Annotated in this window: 15 protein-coding genes; 9 read left to right on the top strand and 6 right to left on the bottom strand. The window is 56.2% G+C overall.

Going from position 1 to position 19,758, the window contains the following annotated elements:
• Positions 1-3: 3 nt before the first annotated feature.
• From M3089_RS00575 to M3089_RS00550, 6 genes are all read left to right on the top strand, one after another.
• Positions 4-1,719 carry a glutamine--tRNA ligase/YqeY domain fusion protein gene (locus M3089_RS00575; RefSeq protein ID WP_249081197.1) on the top strand — a complete coding sequence of 572 codons (1,716 nt, stop codon included), beginning with the start codon at positions 4-6 and terminating at the stop codon, positions 1,717-1,719.
• Positions 1,719-3,146 (top strand): tetratricopeptide repeat protein, encoded by a 1,428-nt coding sequence (locus M3089_RS00570; RefSeq protein WP_205108861.1) that lies wholly within the window; start codon positions 1,719-1,721, stop codon positions 3,144-3,146. Before M3089_RS00575 ends, M3089_RS00570 begins: the two co-directional genes overlap by 1 nt.
• Positions 3,147-3,150: 4 nt before the next feature.
• Positions 3,151-3,792: a DedA family protein gene (locus M3089_RS00565; protein WP_205108859.1), complete on the top strand. Its 642-nt coding sequence runs from the start codon at positions 3,151-3,153 to the stop codon at positions 3,790-3,792.
• A gap of 63 nt (positions 3,793-3,855) precedes the next feature.
• Positions 3,856-4,929, top strand: a complete 1,074-nt coding sequence (locus M3089_RS00560; protein ID WP_205108857.1) for a mannose-1-phosphate guanylyltransferase — start codon at positions 3,856-3,858, stop codon at positions 4,927-4,929.
• 26 nt (positions 4,930-4,955) lie between these two features.
• The gene (gene gmd, locus M3089_RS00555; RefSeq protein WP_205108855.1) at positions 4,956-6,041 is read left to right on the top strand and encodes a GDP-mannose 4,6-dehydratase; all 1,086 of its coding nucleotides are present in this window, start codon (positions 4,956-4,958) and stop codon (positions 6,039-6,041) included.
• Between the two features lie 361 nt (positions 6,042-6,402).
• Entirely contained in the window at positions 6,403-7,575 is a 1,173-nt protein-coding gene (locus tag M3089_RS00550) for a GDP-L-fucose synthase family protein (RefSeq protein ID WP_317236380.1), read from the top strand.
• A gap of 184 nt (positions 7,576-7,759) precedes the next feature.
• Here the strand turns inward: M3089_RS00550 and xylA are convergent, their stop codons facing one another.
• The 5 genes from xylA to aspS all read right to left on the bottom strand — a co-directional run bounded on the left by xylA (position 7,760) and on the right by aspS (position 13,864).
• Positions 7,760-9,079 (bottom strand): xylose isomerase, encoded by a 1,320-nt coding sequence (gene xylA / locus M3089_RS00545; protein WP_249081349.1) that lies wholly within the window; start codon positions 9,077-9,079, stop codon positions 7,760-7,762.
• 51 nt (positions 9,080-9,130) lie between these two features.
• The gene (locus tag M3089_RS00540; RefSeq protein ID WP_249081196.1) at positions 9,131-10,630 is read right to left on the bottom strand and encodes a xylulokinase; all 1,500 of its coding nucleotides are present in this window, start codon (positions 10,628-10,630) and stop codon (positions 9,131-9,133) included.
• Between the two features lie 560 nt (positions 10,631-11,190).
• Positions 11,191-11,553 (bottom strand): hypothetical protein, encoded by a 363-nt coding sequence (locus M3089_RS00535; protein ID WP_249081195.1) that lies wholly within the window; start codon positions 11,551-11,553, stop codon positions 11,191-11,193.
• 126 nt (positions 11,554-11,679) lie between these two features.
• A complete protein-coding gene (locus tag M3089_RS00530; protein WP_205108847.1) occupies positions 11,680-11,964 on the bottom strand; it encodes a winged helix-turn-helix domain-containing protein in 285 nt (94 codons plus the stop codon).
• Positions 11,965-12,106: 142 nt separating this feature from the next.
• Entirely contained in the window at positions 12,107-13,864 is a 1,758-nt protein-coding gene (gene aspS / locus M3089_RS00525; RefSeq protein ID WP_249081194.1) for an aspartate--tRNA ligase, read from the bottom strand.
• A gap of 338 nt (positions 13,865-14,202) precedes the next feature.
• Between aspS and M3089_RS00520 the strand changes: the two genes are divergently transcribed.
• Positions 14,203-15,327 carry a glycoside hydrolase family 88/105 protein gene (locus M3089_RS00520; RefSeq protein ID WP_249081191.1) on the top strand — a complete coding sequence of 375 codons (1,125 nt, stop codon included), beginning with the start codon at positions 14,203-14,205 and terminating at the stop codon, positions 15,325-15,327.
• 163 nt (positions 15,328-15,490) lie between these two features.
• Complete coding sequence (locus M3089_RS00515) at positions 15,491-15,895, top strand: DUF1573 domain-containing protein (RefSeq protein WP_205108841.1); 405 nt, start codon at positions 15,491-15,493, stop codon at positions 15,893-15,895.
• Between the two features lie 240 nt (positions 15,896-16,135).
• On the opposite strand, the gene M3089_RS00510 is transcribed toward M3089_RS00515, so the two are convergent.
• Positions 16,136-17,437 carry a DUF3078 domain-containing protein gene (locus M3089_RS00510; protein ID WP_249081189.1) on the bottom strand — a complete coding sequence of 434 codons (1,302 nt, stop codon included), beginning with the start codon at positions 17,435-17,437 and terminating at the stop codon, positions 16,136-16,138.
• 694 nt (positions 17,438-18,131) lie between these two features.
• Between M3089_RS00510 and M3089_RS00505 the strand changes: the two genes are divergently transcribed.
• Positions 18,132-19,736 (top strand): CTP synthase, encoded by a 1,605-nt coding sequence (locus M3089_RS00505; protein ID WP_205108837.1) that lies wholly within the window; start codon positions 18,132-18,134, stop codon positions 19,734-19,736.
• Positions 19,737-19,758: the final 22 nt, after the last annotated feature.

Below are 19,758 nucleotides of genomic sequence, written 5' to 3'. Positions count from 1 at the left end.
AATATGGCAGACAAGAGCGTTACAGACAACGGAGAAAAGAAAAGTTTGAGTTTCGTTGAACAGATGGTCGAAGCTGACCTGGCCGAAGGCAAAAACGGAGGCCGCATACAGACACGCTTCCCGCCCGAGCCCAACGGATACCTGCACATAGGCCACGCCAAGGCCATCTGCATGGACTTCGGAGTGGCCGCAAGGCACGGAGGGGTGTGCAACCTGCGTTTCGACGACACCAACCCGTCGAAAGAAGACACCGAGTATGTCGACTCGATTCTCAACGACATCAAGTGGCTCGGCTTCCAGTGGGGCAACGTATACTATGCGTCAGACTACTTCCAGCAGCTGTGGGACTTTGCCGTATGGCTGATAAAGAAAGGCTTGGCTTACATCGACGAGCAGTCTTCAGAGCAAATAGCGGCACAGAAGGGCACGCCCACCACACCGGGCACGCCCAGCCCGTACAGGGACAGGCCCGTTGAGGAAAACCTCGAGCTGTTCAACAAGATGAACACGGCCGAGGCCGTGGAAGGCTCGATGGTGCTCAGGGCAAAGCTCGACATGGCAAACCCCAACATGCACTTCCGCGACCCGGTGATATACCGCATCATACAGACGCCCCACCACCGCACCGGCACCAAGTGGCACGCATACCCCATGTATGACTTCGCCCACGGCCAGAGCGACTACTTCGAAGGTGTCACCCACTCCATCTGCACGCTTGAGTTCGTGCCCCACCGCCCGCTGTACGACAAGTTTGTCGACCTGCTGAAGGAATACGAGCGAGAGCAGGGCCGCGACACCGACTACAGGCCGAGGCAGATCGAGTTCAACAGGCTCAACCTGACATACACCGTGATGAGCAAGCGCAAGCTGCACACACTGGTAGACGAGCACCTGGTCAGCGGATGGGACGACCCCCGCATGCCCACGGTGTGCGCAATGAGGCGCCGCGGATACTCGGCCCAGAGCATACGCGACTTCATCGACTCCATTGGCTACACCAAGTTTGACGCGCTCAACGACTACGCCCTGCTCGAGGCAGCCGTGCGCAACGACCTCAACAAGCGGGCCTGCCGCGTGTCGGCTGTGCTCAACCCCGTGAAGCTGGTCATCACCAACTATCCCGAAGACCGCACCGAGGAGCTCGAGGCCGTGAACAACCCCGAGAACGAGGCCGACGGAACGCACAACATCACCTTCAGCCGCGAACTGTGGATAGAGCGCGACGACTTCATGGAAGACGCCCCGAAGAAGTTCTTCCGCATGACGCCGGGCAAAGAGGTGAGGCTTAAAAACGCATACATTATAAAATGTACCGGCTGCAAGAAAGACAACGAAGGCAACGTGGTCGAGATTTACGCCGAGTACGACCCCGACAGCAAGACGGGCATGGAAGGGGCCAACCGCAAGGTGAAGGGCACGCTGCACTGGCTGAGCACCAAGCACTGCCGCCCCGCAGAGGTAAGGCTCTACGAAAGGCTCTTCAGCGTGGAGAACACATCGGCCGACGAGCGCGACTTCCACGAGCTGCTCAACCCCGACTCGCTCAAGGTGCTCACGCAATGCTACGTCGAGGAATACGCAGCAACAAAGCAACCGGGCGACTTCCTGCAGTTCCAGAGAATAGGCTACTTCACGCCCGACCTGGACAGCACGCCCGACAAGCTGGTGTTCAACCGCACCGTCGGGCTCAAAGACACATGGGCTAAGATAAACAAATAATGCAGACAGACAACGAGTATTTCGACAGCGATGAATTCAAAGACCTTCTGGCGGCATACGAAGATTCGGTAAGCTCGGGGGCACCGGTGTTCCTTGACACCGACGACCTTGTTGACATAGCCGACTACTACACATTGACCGGACAGAAGAATAAAGCCGACCAAGCAGTGGAAACGGCCCTGGAGCTCGACCCCGGGGCCACACTTCCGCTTGTGTACAAGGCCAGGGAGGCGCTGGCCCACGAAGACGTGGAGGCCGCCAGGCAACTTGCAGATGCCATTGTCGACAAGGACGACACCGAATACAAGTACCTGCTGGCCGAAATAATGATTGTGAAAGACGACATCGACGAGGCCGACGACTACCTGAAAGAGCAGGAGCCGGCCCATACCGGCGATGAACACGAAGACTATATCTACGACATCGCCAACATGTACATAGAATACGGGGTGTACGACAAGGCGAACCAATGGTTGGGCAAGACCACCGAGCCCGACAGCCCCGACATGCTCGAGCTCAAGGGAAAGGCGCTCATGGGCATGGGAAGCTTCGAAGAATGCATCAAGGTCTACGACAAGCTGATAGACTACGACCCGAGGTCGGACAGATACTGGCTCGAGATGGCCAAGGCGCAGTATATGATCCAAGAATACAACGACGCCATTACCAGCTGCGAATACGCCCTGGCGCTGAAGCCAAAGAGCCTCGCCGGGCTGCAGGTCAAGGCCAACAGCCTGTTCCAGCTGGGCAACAACGAAGCCGCGCTCGAGTTCTACACCCGCTACACGCAGATGGCTCCGAAAGACGGCACAGGCGAGCTGCAGATAGGCACCACCCTGCTGCACATGGCAAGATACGCCGAAGCGCTCGAACACCTGAACAAGGCCGCCAGCCAAAGCATCGACATGTGCAGCGGAATAGGCTCGCAGGTATACGAGACCATGGCCCTGGCTTACAGCTACATGGGCAAGACGGAACAGGCGCTTGAGTGTGTGGCCAAGATAAGCGTTGACGAAGGCAACAGCAAGGAGAGCGCCGAGAGACTCGTCATCCACGGCCACGTGCTGCTCGAGGGCGGTCACAACGAGGAAGCCGAGGCCATGTTCCGCAACGCCATCATAAAGTCGAAGAACTCGCCCGACATCATACTGCGCGTCATAGTGTCGCTGCTCGACAACAAGAACACCGAGATGGCCTACAACTTGTTCAAGGTCTACTTCGCGTCACTGGAAGACCGGACCGAAGGCTACCCCTACATGGCGCTGTGCTGCTGGCGGCTCAACAAGAGCGAAGAGTTCATCTACTACCTCAGGCAGTCGATAAAGTACACGCCGAAGGAAGCGTCGGCGGTGATGTCGACGATAATACCAAAGGGATTAAGCATCACGGAATTCTACAACGACATAAACAAATTCTTAAAGAAATAAAGCTGTGAACCTACTGTCTTCCCTGCTGGACAACCTCAACTACGGCACCATATTCATCCTTATGATGCTCGAGAGCACCGTGATACCGGTGCCGTCTGAGTTTGTTGTCACCCCAGCCGCCTATTACTCTGCAGCCGGGAACATGGACGTGTTGCTCGTCGTGGCATTCGCAACGCTTGGCGCCGACGTCGGGGCCACAATCAATTACACAGCAGCCTACTACCTCGGACGGCCGCTCGTCTACCGCTTCGCCAACAGCCGCATAGGAAGGCTGTGCCTGCTCAACCAGAAAAAGGTGGAGAAAAGCGAGCAGTTCTTCTACAACCACGGCGTGGTGGCCACACTGACAGGGCGCCTGCTGCCGGGCATACGCCACCTGATATCAATACCTGCAGGCCTGGCAAAAATGCCATACTGGAAATTCCTGCTCTACACCACCATCGGGGCAGGATGCTGGCACGGCATACTGGCGACGCTGGGATGGTATCTGCACGCAGTGGTGCCGGCCGACCAGCTGAACATGAAGATTGAGGAATACGCCTACGACATAAAGATTGCGCTCATAGGAGCGGCGGCGCTGGCAGCTGTCTACATTGCGGCCAGGGCCATGAGGCGCAGGCATCAACGGCTGCATGGCACGAAATGAGCAACAGGCAGAGCCGCCAGGCACGGCCCCACAACATACAACAACCAACAAACGTTATGACCTATGGCTGAAAGAAACAACCACTTAGTAATCATGGCCGGCGGAGTAGGAAGCCGCTTCTGGCCGATGAGCACCGCTGAATACCCCAAGCAGTTTATCGACGTGCTCGGAGTAGGAAAGTCATTGCTGCAGCTTACGATGGAAAGGTTTGCCCCTGTATGCCGCCCGGAAAACGTATGGGTGGTGACAAACAAGAAGTATGCGTCCATCGTCAGGGAGCAACTGCCCGACCTGCCTGCCGGCAACGTGTTGTGCGAGCCCTGCCGCCGCAACACGGCACCGTGCATAGCCTACGTCAGCTGGAAGATTAAGGCAAGAGACCCGAAGGCAAACATCGTGGTGTCGCCCAGCGACCACATCGTGACCAACACCGCCGAGTTCACTCGGGTGATAAGGAAATGCCTGGAGTTTACGGCCGAGACCGACTCGATAGTGACGCTCGGAATAAAGCCCACGCGCCCCGAGACGGGCTATGGCTACATACAGGCCGACCTGACATCGAGCTCGCTGAGAAACAAGGAGATATTCCGCGTCGACTCGTTCCGCGAAAAACCCGACCTCGAAAAGGCACAACAATACATCCAAAAGAAGAATTACTTCTGGAATGCCGGCATATTCCTCTGGAACATCAGCACCATAACAAACGCCTTCCGAATCTACCAGCCATCGATGGCAAAGACGTTTGAGTCGCTAATGAGCGTCTACGGGACGCCTGCCGAGCAAGAAGCCATAGACCGGTGCTTCCCGGAATGCGACAACATATCGGTCGACTACGCCATCATGGAGAAGGCCGAAGAGATATTCGTTTGCCCCGCCGACTTCGGTTGGAGCGACCTCGGGACATGGGGCTCGCTGCTGGAGCACACCAAGAAAGACCTGTACGGCAACAGCTGCATAGGCAACGACATCAACCTGTTTGAGACTCACAACTGCATGATACACACCACACAAGAGCGCAAGGTTGTTGTGCAGGGGCTCGACGGCTACATCATTGCCGAGAAAGATGGCACGCTGCTGATTTGCAAACTGTCGGAAGAGCAGCGCATCAAGCAATTCTCCGGCAGCGACAAACAGTAAACACTCTCCCAAAACATGAGTTGACAATGGAAAAGAAAATAGCTCTCATAACCGGAATAACCGGGCAAGACGGGTCGTACCTGGCTGAACTGCTGATTGAAAAAGGATACGAGGTGCACGGACTGCTGCGCCGCTCGTCGTCGTTCAACACCGGACGCATAGAACACCTCTACCTCGACGAGTGGGTGCGCGACATGAAGAAGTCGAGGCTCATCAACCTGCACTGGGCCGACATGACCGACTCGTCGTCGCTGATAAGAATCATCGCCGAGACCAAACCTACGGAAATATACAACCTCGCGGCACAAAGCCACGTGAAAGTGTCGTTCGACGTGCCTGAATACACGGCCGAGGTGGATGCCGTGGGCACGCTACGGCTGCTCGAAGCCGTGCGGATATGCGGGCTGGAGAAGTCGTGCCGCATCTACCAGGCATCTACATCCGAGCTCTTCGGAATGGTGCAGGAGGTGCCGCAGAGCGAAACCACGCCGTTCTATCCACGCTCGCCATACTCGGTGGCCAAGCTCTACGGATACTGGATAATGAAAAACTACCGTGAGTCGTACGGCATGTACTGCTGCAACGGCATCCTGTTCAACCACGAAAGCGAGCGGCGCGGCGAAAACTTCGTCACCCGCAAGATAACGCTCGCGGCAGCACGCATAGCCCAGGGATACCAAGACAAGCTGTACCTGGGCAACCTCAACGCGCTGCGCGACTGGGGGTATGCCAAGGATTACGTTGAATGCATGTGGCTGATACTGCAGCAACCCACACCCGACGACTTCGTCATAGCCACTGGCGAATACCACACCGTGCGTGAGTTTGCCACTCTCGCATTCAGGGAAGTGGGCATCGAACTGGAATGGAGCGGCGAGGGCGTCGACGAGAAAGGCACCGACAAGGCCACTGGCAGGGTGCTCGTTGAAGTAGACCCGAAATACTTCAGGCCGGCAGAGGTGGAACAACTGCTCGGCAACCCGGCCAAGGCCAAGGAAAAACTGGGCTGGAACCCACGCAAGACCAGTTTCGAAGAATTGGTAAGGATAATGGTTAAACACGACATGACATTCGTCAAGAAGCTGTTCCTGAAAGCCCAAGTGGCCGAATGAACCATCAAGCCGCAGGCCGCAGCAAACGGTCTGCGGCTTTGTTTAGCACAAGCCGCCCCCACCCGACCTGCCTCACAACGGCGGCACGGATACAGCCGGGAAAACCACAACGACCACACGGCCTGCACCATAGCCTTGGGGCAAAAATGCAAGGCATACCGTATTGCATGGCGGAACGGGGCGTTTCAGACTGCAAAACGGGCCATGGCAAGCCGCAAAACGGTACCCACGGCAAAGCGTTGGCCCCCAGGCGGTTGGGGAACAGCCACCCGGAAGCACGACGGCAACGACAGAACAAAAAAATCATATGCGGGACAAGGCATAAGAAAACAAAACACAATACAGATTAACCAAACAGACAATGACACTGAGCAAAGAATCAAAGATATACGTGGCAGGCCACCACGGACTCGTGGGGTCGGCAATATGGAACAACCTCGAGCAGCGCGGCTACCGCAACCTGGTGGGCCGCTCTCACAAGGAACTCGACCTTACGGACCAAGTTGCCGTAAAGAAATTCTTCGACGACGAGCGTCCCGACGCCGTGGTGCTGGCCGCGGCGTTCGTTGGGGGCATCATGGCCAACTCGCTGTACAGGGCCGACTTCATCATGCAGAACATGAAAATACAGTGCAACGTGATAAGCGAGGCTTATGCACACGGGGTGAAGAAACTGCTATTCCTCGGCTCTACGTGCATCTATCCCAAGGACGCGCCGCAGCCGATGCGCGAAGACGCCCTGCTAACATCGCCCCTTGAATACACCAACGAGGAATATGCCATAGCAAAGATTGCCGGGCTGAAGATGTGCGAAAGCTACAACCTGCAATACGGAACCAACTACATTGCCGTGATGCCGACCAACCTCTACGGCCCGAACGACAATTTCCACCTTGAAAACAGCCACGTGATGCCGGCCATGATGCGCAAGATATACCTTGCGAAACTAATTCACGACGGCGACTGGCAGAGCATAAGGCGCGACATGGACGCACGACCCGTAGAGGGCGTTGGCGGAGGCAACACCGAAAGCGAGATTCGCGCAACACTGGCAAAATACGGGATAGAAGACAACAAGGTGACGCTGTGGGGCACGGGAAAGCCGCTGCGCGAGTTCCTGTGGAGCGAAGACATGGCCGACGCGAGCGTACACGTGCTGCTCAACGTCGACTTCAAGGACATCATAGGCATCGAAAGATACTCGTCGGTGTTCTATGGCGCATCGACCGACGGGGCCGTCGACCGCAACAGCAGCACCGGGAGGGGCGGAGCCATTCCCTCGCTGGGCGAGATACGCAACTGCCACATCAACGTGGGAACGGGCAAGGAACTGACCATCAGGGAGCTTTCCGACCTCGTGGCCGGGGCTGTTGGGTTTGAGGGCACGATAGTGTTTGACGCCTCGAAGCCCGACGGCACACCACGGAAGCTCATCGACGTTGAAAAGCTGCACTCGCTCGGGTGGACCCACAAGGTGGAGATAGACGAGGGAGTGAGGCTGCTCTTCGAGTGGTACAAGGCGAGCCTGGCTTGACAACCGACGCAACAGTGGCAGTAGAGCCATAAGCATGGCTGGGCCTCACCTGTCATCATGTCGCGACATAAGCACGCCACCGGCCACAAGCCACGGCCGCCACAACAACAAAAGGCAGGCACCCCACCGCCATTACGCGGCCTGGGCGCCTGCCTTTATCGTTGGCTTCGATGCCTGTCAGCATTTACTTTGCATATAGGGCAACTATAGTCTCATACTTCTCCTGCTTGCCGCTGGTCTGCTTGGGCTCACCAACCTTCTTGCCATACTCGTAAACCTGCTCCAGCGTGAGCTTCCCTTCTTCGAAGTCCTTGCCCATGCCGCTGTCGAAACTTGCATAGCGCTCCTTGACCATGGCCGGCAGTTCGCTCTGCTCCAATATGGCTGCAGCGTTCTCGAGAGCGCGAGCCATGGCATCCATGCCGCTGATGTGGGCAATGAAGATGTCCTCGGGGTCAGTAGAGTTGCGGCGCAGCTTGGCGTCGAAGTTAGAGCCACCGTTGCCAAGTCCACCGTTGCGTATAATCTGCATCATGGCCTGCGTGAGGTCAAAGTTGTCAATCGGGAACTGGTCGGTGTCCCATCCGTTCTGGTAGTCGCCCCTGTTGGCGTCTATCGACCCCAGCATGCCGTTGTCTACGGCCACAGCCAGTTCGTGCTCAAAGGTGTGGCCAGCCAGCGTAGCGTGGTTAACCTCGATGTTCACCTTGAAGTCCTTGTCAAGCCCGTGGGCGCGCAAGAACCCGATAACCGTCTCGGTGTCAACGTCATACTGATGCTTTGTTGGCTCCATGGGCTTCGGCTCGATGAGGAAAGTGCCGGTGAATCCCTTGCTGCGGGCATAGTCGCGTGCGGCAGTCAGCATGGTTGCCAAGTGGTTTTTCTCGCGCTGCATCTCTGTGTTGAGCAGGCTCATGTAGCCCTCACGGCCTCCCCAGAACACATAGTTGGTGCCGCCCAGCTTTATCGTTGCGTCGATGGCGTTCTTTATCTGCACTGCTGCACGGGCCACAACGTCAAAGTCGGGGTTGGTGGCAGCACCGTTCATATAGCGCTTGTGGCCAAACACATTGGCCGTTCCCCAGAGTAGCTTGATTCCGGTGGCATTCATCTTCTCGAGGGCATAGTCGGTGATGGCATTCATCCGGGCCTCATACTCCTCGACAGTGGCCCCCTCGTCAACGAGGTCTACGTCGTGGAAGCAGAAGTATTCGATGCCCAGCTTCTGCATTATCTCAAATCCGGCGTCCATCTTGTCCTTGGCACGCTGCACGGCATCGTCGGCCTTGTCCCACTCATACGAGCGGGTCTGTCCGCCAAACTGGTCGGCTGATGCGCCGCCGAGGGTATGCCACCATGCCATGGCAAACTTCAGCCAGTCTTTCATCTTCTTTCCCATGACCACCTTCTCGGGGTCATAGTAGTGGAAAGCCATCACGTTTTTGCTCTCAGGTCCTTCGAAAGGAATCTTTCCTATCTGCGGAAAATACTCTTTTGCCATAATATTTTCAGTTTAAAACAGTTTTTATATCAATTAAAAAAAACATTATCTAAATCACATCAGCCTGCCCAGGGCCTCTTTCCATCGCCCATAAGCCTGCATGTACTCGTCGCGCCGGGCACTGTCGGGCTCAACCACCTGCAGCTTGGCCAGCGTGGCAAAGGCCTCGTCGTGGTCTTTGTAGATGCCTGCCCCGATGCCTGCCCCACGGGCGGCTCCAACACTTCCGTCGGTATCGTAGAGCTCTATGACAGCCCCGCTCACCCCTGCGAGGGTCTCTCGGAACAGCGGGCTTAGGAACATGTTGGCCTGGCCGGCATGTATCTTGCGTATGTCCATGCCCATGGAGCGCATCACCTCCATGCCATAGCAGAAGCTGAACACGATGCCCTCCTGGGCGGCGCGCACCAGGTGGGCCCTGTTGTGCTTGTTGAAATTAATGCCGCTGACGGTGCAACCCACCTCGCGGTTCTCGAGCACGCGCTCGGCACCGTTGCCGAAGGGAATGATGCACACACCGTCGCTGCCTATGGGGGCAGTGGCTGCCAGGTCGTTCATCTCGGCATATCCCATGCCTTCGGGCGCCACATTGCGCCTCACCCACGCATTAAGTATGCCCGTGCCGTTGATGCACAGCAACACTCCGAGCCTGGTCTGCCCGTTTTCGCCATGGTTTACGTGGGCAAAGGTGTTCACGCGGCTCTTCTTGTCGTAATTGACCTCGCCGAGCACCCCGTAGACCACGCCCGACGTGCCTGCCGTCGAGGCTATCTCGCCGGGGTTGAACACATTGAGGCTCAGCGCGTTGTTGGGCTGGTCGCCTGCGCGGTAGGTTATGGGCGTGCCCTCCTTCAGGCCTGTCTCGGCAGCTGCCTCGGCCGAAACGCGGCTCTGTATGCTGAATGTGGGCACCACTTCGGCCAGCAGCGAGGGGTCGAAGCCGTAGTAGTCCATGAGGAACGTTGCCACTCCGTTCTCCTTGAAATCCCAAAACATGCCCTCGCTCAGTCCGCTCATGGTGGTATTAACTTCGCCGCTGAGCTTCATGGCTATATAGTCGCCAGGCAGCATCACCTTATATATATGCTTGTAAACGGTGTCGGCTTCATTGTCCTTGACCCACGTCAGCTTGGCAGCCGTGAAGTTGCCAGGAGAGTTGAGCAGGTGGGACAGGCACTTCTCATGCCCTATCTCGGCAAATGCGCGCTCGCCATAGGGCACGGCACGCGAATCGCACCATATTATGGAGGGGCGCAGGGGCTGCAGGTCTTTGTCAACGCATACGAGACCATGCATCTGGTAAGAGATGCCAATGGCCTTTATGTCGCCGGCTGCGGCGCCCGACTCTGCCATCACCTTTGCCAAGCTGAGCTTGGCGTATTCCCACCACGACTGTGGCTCTTGCTCTGCCCAGCCCGACTTAACCGCCAGGATGGGTGCCTCATGACCGGGATAGAATGCCGACGCAACGCATTTGCCGCTGTCGGCGTCTACGAGTGACGCCTTGACAGAACTGCTGCCGACATCAAACCCCAATAAATATCTGTTTGCCATATTAGTCATTTAAATTTTGTCCATTCATATAATAATACGTTCACTCGGACAAAATCCCCCGGATTTTTAATAAAAACAATGCCGGACAAAACCTTCAGCCGCAGCGCGTGACACATTTGCCTGCATCTTGCCACGATTGCCCGATGCCCCAATCTGCCCGCAGACACATCGCCTGCCTCTCCATTCCGCCGACGCCCCAAGCAAGTCGGCAAAAGGCGAAGACCGTGCGGCATGGCCGAACAAACGCATGGCTTGGGGGCTTTACGGCCGGACAGCTACGGTGAATCTACAGGGCCGGACAGCCTGATGCGGCGCCGTGTCCCGCTGCAATTGGTGGCCCGCTCTGCAATCCGGGCCGTATGGCAATGCCGAACGGCCTGTTCGAGACTGCAAAACAGCCCGTATGGCAAGGCAATACGGATCATGCCGCATTGCACTGAACAACAGTGGGTTATGACACACAGCCTTGGCGAAGCCCCTGCCTACCGGTTATTGACTGCACGGCCGCTCTGCCACGTCCTGCCTAAGGCACCGGCGGCATCAGAAACGTCTGCTGTCCGTCAGGAGAAAAGGTCGGGAAGGCGCAAGGCCTGCTGCTGCCCCACGTCTTCTTCTACGGGCTCTTCGGCAGCAGCCTGCCCGCCGTTGAACTCGAAGACCAACTGGCGGGGCACAAAGGCGCGGCGCGGATTGAGGCGGTAGAAGCCACGGCGCTCCATGCGCTCAAGCAAAGACAAAGGCGACCTCGAGTTGCGCAGCACGAACTGCTGCACGTAGCGGCGCATGGCGTCGATGTCGCAATCTTCAAAAAGACTGCAATTCATGTTGTACAAATGCTTTGCAAGCATCTGCACACTCATGCCCTTGTCGCCCATCTTCGCCAGAATGCCTACAATCTGGCTGTCGTAAACCGTTTCAACCATTATGCTGCCGCTGCCTTGCCGGCCTTGTTCCGCATGCGGCCGGCCGCTGTTGTCTGATACAAGAAAGGGCCGGTAAGCTCAAGCCATACCGACCCTTTCCCTATGATTAATGACGTATTACAATAATTAAGCCAATGCAACCTTGTCTTCAACGGAAACAATCTTGCCTTCCTTGAAGAGCCAGCCTATGCCCAAAAGGGTTTCCTCAACAGTAATTTTAGCAGCCTGGGCAATCTCCTCTACTGAAAGAGCGACCCCAGCTTCATTGAGAGCATTGTAAACGTCGCCTGCCTTGAAACCTACATTCTCAGCCGTCAGGGCTACTGCAACCTTCTTGGCAGCAGTCTTCTTAGCTGTCGTCTTCTTTGGCTCTGCGGCCGTCTTCTTTGTTGTTGTTTTCTTTTCTGCCATAGTTCTCTTTGAATTAATGCAATTATATAGAATTAATTAATAATCCCTTACTGTGATTGCAAAAGTAATTTTTTTTTCGTTCATGGCAAAATTTTACCTACTCCAATCTGCTATAAAACTGCCCAGTTTCACCACGCCGGCATTATTCTTGACCTAAATCAACCTTTAAGTGCAATTCTTCAAGCTGCTTTACATCAAGAACGCCGGGTGCATCGAGCATTACGTCGCGCCCGCTGTTGTTCTTCGGGAATGCTATGCAGTCGCGTATTGAGTCGAGCCCGGCCATGATGCTCACAAACCTGTCGAGCCCGAAAGCCAGTCCTGCGTGAGGCGGTGCGCCATACTTGAACGCGTTGATGAGGAAACCAAACTGTGCCATGGCCTTCTCGGGGGTGAAGCCGAGTATGCCGAACATCTTCTCCTGCAGCTTGCCGTCGTGTATACGCAGGCTTCCGCCTCCCACCTCGATGCCGTTGCAAACGAAATCGTAGGCCTTGGCACGCACCCGCTCAGGATGCTCGTCGAGCAAAGGTATGTCGTCGGGGTTGGGCATGGTGAACGGATGGTGGGTAGACATGAGCCGCTGCTCCTCGTCGCTCCACTCGAACAGCGGGAAATCCACTATCCAGAGGCACTCGAAACGGTCTTTGTCGCGCAGGCCGAGGCGGTCGCCCATCTCAAGGCGCAGGGCGCAAAGCTGCGTACGGGCCTTGTTTGGCTTGTCGCCACTGAGTATCAGCACGAGGTCGCCGTCGCTTGCCCCCATCTTCTCCTTGAGCTTTTGGAACACCTCCGGGCCGTAGAACTTGTCGATGCTCGACTTCACCGAGCCGTCGGCATTGTACTTGACGTATACAAGGCCCTTCGCCCCTATCTGCGGACGCTTGACGAAGTCGGTGAGCTGGTCGAGTTGCTTGCGCGTGTACGAGGCGCATCCGGGCACGCAAATTCCACCGATGTACTCGGCAGAGTCGAACACCGGGAACGCCCCAGTCTTCAAAACGTCCATCAATTCGACAAATTCCATGCCGAAACGCAGGTCGGGCTTGTCGCTGCCGAAGCGGCGCATGGCCTCGTGCCACGTCATTTGCTGCAGCTTCGGCAGCTCAACGCCGCGTATCTCACGGAACAGATGGCGAGCCATTTCCTCAAACAAGTCTATCACGTCGTCCTGGTCGACGAAGCTCATCTCGCAGTCTATCTGGGTGAACTCGGGCTGGCGGTCGGCCCGCAAGTCCTCGTCGCGGAAGCACTTGGCTATCTGGAAGTAACGGTCGAAGCCGCTCACCATGAGCAACTGCTTAAGCGTCTGCGGGCTCTGCGGCAGGGCGTAGAACTGCCCGGGGTTCATGCGTGAGGGCACTACGAAATCGCGCGCGCCCTCGGGGGTAGAGCCTATGAGTATCGGAGTCTCCACCTCGATGAATTGCTTTGAGTCGAGGAAGTTGCGAATGAGTATCGTCATCCTGTGGCGGAGCTCAAGGTTGCGGCGCACGGCAGCCCTGCGCAGGTCGAGATAACGGTATTTCATGCGAATGTCGTCGCCTCCGTCAGTGTTGTCTTCGATGGTGAACGGCGGCGTGAGGCTCTCGCTGAGCACGTTCAACTCTGATGCAATGACCTCAATGTCGCCCGTGGGCATATTGGCGTTTTTGCTCTCACGCTCGCACACCTTGCCCGTGACCTGCACGCAATACTCACGCCCGAGCTTGTTGGCACGCTCGCAAAGCTCCTTGTCTACGGCCTCGTTGAACACGAGCTGGGTGATGCCATAGCGGTCACGAAGGTCTACAAACGTCATGCCGCCCATCTTTCTGCTGCGCTGAACCCATCCGGCAAGCGTTACGACACTGCCGTTGTCAGACGCGCGAAGTTCTCCACATGTCTTAGTTCTATACATATTATTTATGGTGATATGTTCTTACTGGAATGCAAAAGTAGGCAAAAATCAGTGAACGAGCAAACTTTTCATGTAAAAACCGACGATAAATGATGACTTGCCAAGGGCGCACGCACACCGCCCCGCATGCGGCCACGCCACGCCGCAAGCCAAGCCTGGCCGGGCGGTGGGGCACGGGCGGATGGCGGCATTTGTGGCTGCCTGTAGGCCACAAGGTACGGCCGGAGGCACCATTTGCCCCATTTTTATGGCTTCCGGCCAGCAAAACGGCCAAAAAAGACAGCCTTTCAACTTATTTTTCTTAACTTTGCGACATCAATATTCAACCGGAAGCATATATGAATAAAATCCTGACTTTCGTGGCGGCAGTGGCGATAGCCTTGCCCGCCGTGGCACAAACGGCCACCCAGGCAGAGGTGCTCGACGCAGCACGCAATGCCAACGACTACTTCATGGCAAAGTTTGCCGACCCCACCGAACCTACCAACGTAAAGAAGATACGCCCGAGCAGCCTGTGGACAAGGGCCGTTTACTATGAAGGACTGATGGCCCTCTACGGCATAGACCCGAAGAACGAGTACATCGACTATACCGACCGGTGGGCCGCCTTCCACAAATGGACACCGCGCGACGGCACGTCTACACGCGACGCCGACAACCAATGCTGCTCGCAAACCTATCTCGACCGCTTCGTGATGACGGGCGACTCGGCCATGATGCGCCCAACTAAGGAAAACATCAGGGGGCAGATGGCTGAGACGAAGCTGGGCTACTGGACATGGATAGACGCCATACAGATGGCCATGCCGGTGTATGCGCAGATGTATAAGATTACGGGCGACAAGGCCTACATAGACCACGCGATGGACATGTACCGCTGGAGCCGCAACGAATGTGGCGGCGGACTGTTCAACGAAGCCGACGGCTTGTGGTGGCGCGACGCCGACTATGTGCCGCCATACAAGGAGAAAGACGGCAAGCAGTGCTACTGGTCGCGCGGCAACGGATGGGTGCTGGCGGCCCTGGTAAGGACAATGGACCAGATGAAACCGCGCGGAAAGGTTTACAAGGAGCTGAAGAAAGACTTCACGGCCATGTGTGACGCGTTGGCGAAATGCCAGCGGGAAGACGGTTTCTGGAACGTGAGCCTTGTCTCGCCGGCAACATACGGCGGCAAGGAAACCAGCGGCACGGCCCTCTTCCTCTACGGCATCAGCTGGGGGCTGCGCAAGGGCTACCTGAAGGAGAGCCAGTTCCGCCCCGTGGCCGACAAGGCTTGGAAGGCCATCGCCACCGAGGCACTGCACCGCGACGGCTTCCTGGGCTACGTGCAGGGCACCGGCAAAGACCCCTCGGCAGGGCAGCCGGTGACATACGACAAGGTGCCCGACTTCGAAGACTTCGGCGTTGGCTGCTTCCTGCTCGGCGCCACCGAGTACTACAAACTGCTCGGCGACGACTGAAACACGCCACTTGCGGCACTGCCCGCCAACACCCGCCGGCGGCACCGCATAAACTCGCCACATAGGGGCGGCAGTGTTAATTTATAAAAAATAAAGCATGTAAGCCATACAACAATAGCGAAAAAGGGGTAATTTTGCCCTCGTTAAACAAAAGAACAACAGTATGAAGAAAATTATCCTATTGTCAATCCTGATGGTTTGCTGCCTCACGGCGGCCATTGCGCAGTCTGAAAACGGCAAGAAACAAGCTGAAATAAAGTTCGACAAGACAACCCACAACTTCGGCAAGTTCTCTGAGTCGTCGCCGAAAGTGACATGTGAATTTACATATACCAACGTAGGCGAGGCCCCGCTGATAATAAACCAAGCCGTGGCAAGCTGCGGTTGCGCAGTGCCGGAGTACACGAAAGCCCCTGTGCAGCCAGGCCAGAAGGGCAAGATTAAGGTGACCTACAACGGAACGGGCAAGTTTCCCGGCCACTTCAAGAAGTCGATAACCATCAGAACCAACGGTGCCGTCGAGATGACCAGGCTATACATAGAAGGCGACATGGAAGCCGCCAAATAACAAACCGGCAACCAGACGACAACCATACCACAAGTTATGCGCCTGCATGCTCTGCCTATGGCAACAGCAAGCAGGCGCATAATCGTTTCACCACCCAAGCCGCGGCACAGGCAAGCCACCGCTGCCACAACCACATTGCAAAGACCAGATAAAGCCAAGTGGCAGCCATGCCGGCATCAAGCGGCAGCAAAAGCCTTGGCACGAGCGCCCCTTGGCATGGCCGAATGCATCGGGAAACCGTCAGAAATCATAAGAGAATCCCAGCGAGCAATATTCCTTAAACTGCCAGTAGCCAAGGTTTTCGTCATAGTTGCCGCCGTCGTCGAAGCGCGGGTAAAGGAAAATGTTGGTGCTGATGTACTTGCTTATGTTCAGCGTAATGGTATTTTCCCACTCCATCTGCAAACGCTCGTAAGTGGTGTAGGCATAGAACCTCGACTTCCACTTTATCTGGTCGGTGATGGTCCAGGTAAGGTCGACGGTGACCTGCGAACCGAAGTCCTCCTTGGTATGGTGGTCGCCCACCACCCCATAGTCGCCCCCGAGGTTCTTGCGACCTACGAACAGGAAGTTGAAAGCCAGCGCAGAGAGGTTGACGCTGCCCGTTAGGCGCTTGTTCTTTGTAGAGACAGCGTAGTCCATACCAAGGCCGACATTGAGGTTGAAAGGCGACATGAAATCAGAGTAAACCTTCTTGTCGTTGCTCTTCAGGCCTTTTGTAAACTGCGTGTATGCCAGCAGCTGTATGGTGTAATACCAATTGTTCTTTGCCTGCAGGCCCAGCTTGCCGGTGTATCGCAACAGGTCGTTGTTTGTCTTGAACTTATGCAGCGTGTCGTCGCGCGAGGTCTGAAACCCCAGCTTCATCTCGAGCTTGTTCTCAAACTTCACCCGGCTCTTGTTATTGTAGTTGGCCGTGAGCGTCAGGTTGCCCACCATCGAATAGTTGCTCTCGCCCCCCTTGTACCAGTTATCCGACACATAGTTCTGCAGCAGCTGCACATAGCTGTCGCCGCCGAACGTCCAGAAATTGGGCTTCTTGACCATTACAACCGCCGGGGCGAGCGCATCGACATCGGGCACGGTCTCAACCCGCTCCACCAGGTCGAGGTTTTGCTTCATCGGTTCGCCCAGGATGTCATTCCTGAGCGTACCGGCCTGCCTGAGCGCGGTCTCAGTGTTGCGCACCAGGTCGGGCCGCCCAAGGTACACCCTGAGCAAAGCGTCGTCGACGGCATCGGCCATCGGGTCGTCGGCACTGCCGCATGAGTCGGCCCCGAGGGCCTTGTCGGCAGCCGAGTGGTAAAACGTCAGCGGCACGAAGAGGCGGTAGAAACGCCCGTCGTCAGAGTGGTCGGCACCGTCCCCGGCACGCGCCGCCGCCGAGTCGAACCTCTGCCTGCACAGGCGCAACGAGTCCATGTAGGCCTTGACCACATTGACCGTGTCGGCCAACTTGTGGCGGTTGTGGCCCCGTTGGGCCGAAATATGTTCCACCCCAAGCAAAAGGGCCACAATCAACACTGCGTATCTTATCTTCATCGACATTATCTTTCTTTAATTGCTCGCCGCCATCGGACGGGCCAAAAGGCCACGTTTACGCCCGCCGGCACTGTAAAACAAATTCAAACCTCGCCCGACAAGCGTATCACCCTGGCATACAGTCACTTGCAAAACCTGCAGGACGAGTCGGCAAAACGGCCTGTTTCCCAATGCCAAACGGACCATTCCGCACAACAGCGCAGGCCATCTTGCACAGCCACGCCACCGCCACGGAAAGCCATCCAACCTTGTAAACAAATATTACTCGCGGACATTCCAGAACACAACCTGCCTTACGCCCCCATAGTGAATATGCCGTCCGGCCCACGGATGCACCGCAGCCGGCAACCGTACGTTCACGGCCACTGGCAACCAAAGCAACCATGCCACAGCAGGATGCCCTACAGCCTTGGCTTGCATGCACCCCCATGCCCTTACCTTATCCAAGGATTATGCAAGCGAGGGGCAAGGGAGCTTGCTCACTATTGCCCGAGTGCAGCTTATCTTATGCAAAGATAGGCATTAAAAACGAGAAACGGAAAGCCACAATGCAAAAAAGCACAATCAGCAACGCCATAGCCGTTAATTATCAGACTATTCTTTGCCGTATCCGTTTTTTTTAGTAATTTTGCACGTTGTTTATTATATACAACACTCAACGAGACAGAAGTTAAATCATAAAATACATATCATCGTGGCAGAAACAAAATACATCTTCGTCACTGGCGGTGTGGTTTCGTCGCTCGGCAAGGGCATCATATCGTCATCAATCGGCAAGTTGCTTCAAGCAAGAGGCTACAACATCACAATCCAGAAGTTCGACCCATACATCAACATCGACCCGGGCACGCTCAATCCCTATGAGCACGGCGAGTGCTATGTTACGGTGGACGGCATGGAGACAGACCTCGACCTGGGCCACTACGAGCGTTTCACAGGCATAAAGACCACAAAAGCCAACTCGCTCACGACAGGAAGGATATACAAGTCGGTGATAGACAAAGAGCGCCGCGGCGACTATCTTGGCAAGACAATACAGGTGGTGCCCCACATCACCAACGAGATAAAGCGCAACGTGAAGCTACTCGGCGAGAAGCAACACTACGACTTTGTCATCACCGAGATTGGCGGAACCATTGGCGACATAGAGAGCATGCCCTTCCTCGAGGCCATCAGGCAGATGAAATGGGAGATGGGCAAGAACGCCGTGTGCGTCCACCTCACCTACGTTCCCTACCTCAAGGCAGCCGGAGAGCTGAAGACCAAGCCCACACAACACTCTGTGAAAGAGCTGCAGAGCGTGGGCATACAGCCCGACGTGCTCGTGCTGCGCACGGAAAAGCACCTGGGCGACGCCATTCTGAAGAAAGTTGCCGCCTTCTGCAACGTTGATTTCGACTGCGTGGTGCAGAGCGAAGACCTGCCTTCGATATACGAGGTGCCGGTGAACATGCTCAACCAAGGGCTCGACTCGGCCATACTGCGCAAGCTCGGCATGGAAATAGGCGAGAAACCGACGCTCGGCCCGTGGCGAAACTTCCTTGAGCGCCGCAAGAACGCCACCGAAGAGGTGCACATCGGGCTCGTGGGCAAGTACGACTTGCAGGACGCCTACAAGAGCATACGCGAGAGCCTGTCGCAGGCCGGCACCTACAACGACCACAAGACGGTGCTCACGTTCATCAACTCCGAGAAAATCACCGAAGACAACGTGGCCGAAAAGCTGGCCGGACAAGACGGCATCGTCATCTGCCCGGGATTCGGCCAGCGCGGCATAGAGGGCAAGATAGTGGCTGCCCACTACACCCGCACGCACAACATACCCACATTCGGCATCTGCCTGGGCATGCAGATGATGGTCATCGAGTTTGCACGCAACGTGCTCGGCTATGCCGACGCCAACAGCCGAGAGATGGACGAGAAGACCGAACACAACGTGATAGACATCATGGAGGAACAAAAGGACATAACAAACCTCGGAGGCACCATGAGGCTCGGGGCCTACGAGTGTGTGCTCAAGCAAGGGTCGAGAGTGCTCGACATATACAAGCAGGAGCACATACAGGAGCGCCACCGCCACCGCTACGAGTTCAACAGCACCTACCAGGCCGAATACGAGAGGCACGGCATGATGTGCACGGGGCGAAACCCCGAGAGCGGGCTCATTGAAATAGTAGAGATACCGGGCCTGAAGTGGTACATAGGCACACAGTTCCACCCGGAATACCAAAGCACAGTGCTCAAGCCGCACCCGCTTTTCCTCGACTTTGTAAGGACAGCGATAGACAACAAGAAATAAAACCGCCACAGCCAACAAAAGA

It is taken from the genome of Marseilla massiliensis (assembly GCF_023336985.1).
In the GTDB taxonomy this organism is placed as follows: domain Bacteria; phylum Bacteroidota; class Bacteroidia; order Bacteroidales; family Bacteroidaceae; genus Prevotella; species Prevotella intestinigallinarum.
The sequence above is the reverse complement of the archived record's forward strand: the minus strand, read 5'-3'. Positions and strand labels throughout refer to the sequence as shown.